This window comes from Bacillus sp. JJ1127, assembly GCF_036965845.1.
GTDB lineage: Bacteria > Bacillota > Bacilli > Bacillales > Bacillaceae_G > Bacillus_A.
In genome coordinates, this window is record NZ_JBALQK010000046.1 from 3,795 (window position 1) to 5,165 (window position 1,371).

Genomic DNA, 1,371 nt, shown 5'->3' on the forward strand with positions numbered 1-1,371 from the left:
CTATTTGATTGTTATGCAAGAATGTCTTAATATGCTCTTCTGAATTTGAAGATATGACCGCTATTCCATAACCTTTTTCATGTAATTCATCTAATACATCCTTCATCCCATGAAATAAAACAAGGTCTTTTATAGCAGGTTGATACAATTTATAAAACTCTAATGCTAATATAGGAAGTTTATACAGCGGTACATGAAGCTTTTTACACCTTTCAGGAATAGATAATTTTCGTAAAAGCTCAATCTCTTCCTCACTTATCGTTTTATATCCATGCTTCTCAGCGAGTTGATTATAAATCGGAACAAATATATTTTGTGAATCTACTAACGTGCCGTCAAAGTCAAAAACAATGTATTTTTGCATTACACATACTCCCTTAACTTCTTTTTCATCTAAACATATTTTATTCAACAATACAGTGCATTTCACCTTTAATACAAATAAAAAAGAACAAGATTTTCTCTTGTTCTTTCCATTATGACAACCATTTCGGCGGCACGTTCGTATTCCAATAAATGTCTCCTAACTCATGATGTGCGGTATATCCGTCATCGAAGCTATGATAGTGGAAATTAAAATAATATCCATCTTGTGGTGGATGATCCCGCCTTACATGGAAACGTAGTAAATCGTTTCCTGTTTTCGTATCATACACATGAAAAATCTTTTCGTTATTACCGCCTGCTGGTTTCTGTGAAATTGCTAATGATTGTAATGATTCTTCAGGTACATCTGTTGTAAGTTCAGCAATTGCCTCTTCTATTTTAGGTAAAATAATATCTTTAAACTCATCTTCAATAACAGGACCAATTTTAGAACCAAACTTTTGCATAGATTGTTTTTCAGCCTCTTGCATTGCATAGGTGATAAAGGTATCCGTGGTTAACCTTTCTCGATTTTCTTCATATGTATAGGACGTCTGCTCCAAATTTTGTTGTCTTGTACTTGTAGGCTTGTCCGCTGCTTTTGCATTATCCAGCAAAATAGAAGGAGGCGTCACTAAGCCAAATGTAAATACGGTAATTAATGCGACTAAGGTCTTTCTAAACCAATTTGGCATTTTTCATTTCCTCCCCTTTCACTCATTATATTTTCACTTTATATAACGGTTGTTTCTTCCATTATACAAAATGATTATAATTTTTGCACTTTACAAATTTGTTAACGTTCACATATTTTTCCCTTGAATATGAAATTGTACGACTTCATACAATATAAGTACATCAAATTTGAGGAGGAATTTTTGTGACACTAGATGTCATGTACTCCGCCATAAGCATTTTTGTTCTATTATATTTTATTTATCAGTCCATTACAGACTAAAAAAGAGGCACTTCGGCCATAGCCAGCATTTCATGAAGTATCCATGA

2 protein-coding genes are annotated in these 1,371 nt (G+C 33.3%); both read right to left on the reverse strand.

Features of this window, described 5'->3' with window-relative positions; all coding sequences use genetic code 11:
* Positions 1-364 (reverse strand): HAD hydrolase-like protein (locus tag V7183_RS05845; RefSeq protein ID WP_335358966.1); only part of this gene is annotated, 364 nt, incomplete at its 3' end.
* A 112-nt stretch (positions 365-476) separates the two neighbouring features.
* Complete coding sequence (locus V7183_RS05850; protein WP_097899054.1) at positions 477-1,061, reverse strand: YpjP family protein; 585 nt, start codon at positions 1,059-1,061, stop codon at positions 477-479.
* Positions 1,062-1,371: the final 310 nt, after the last annotated feature.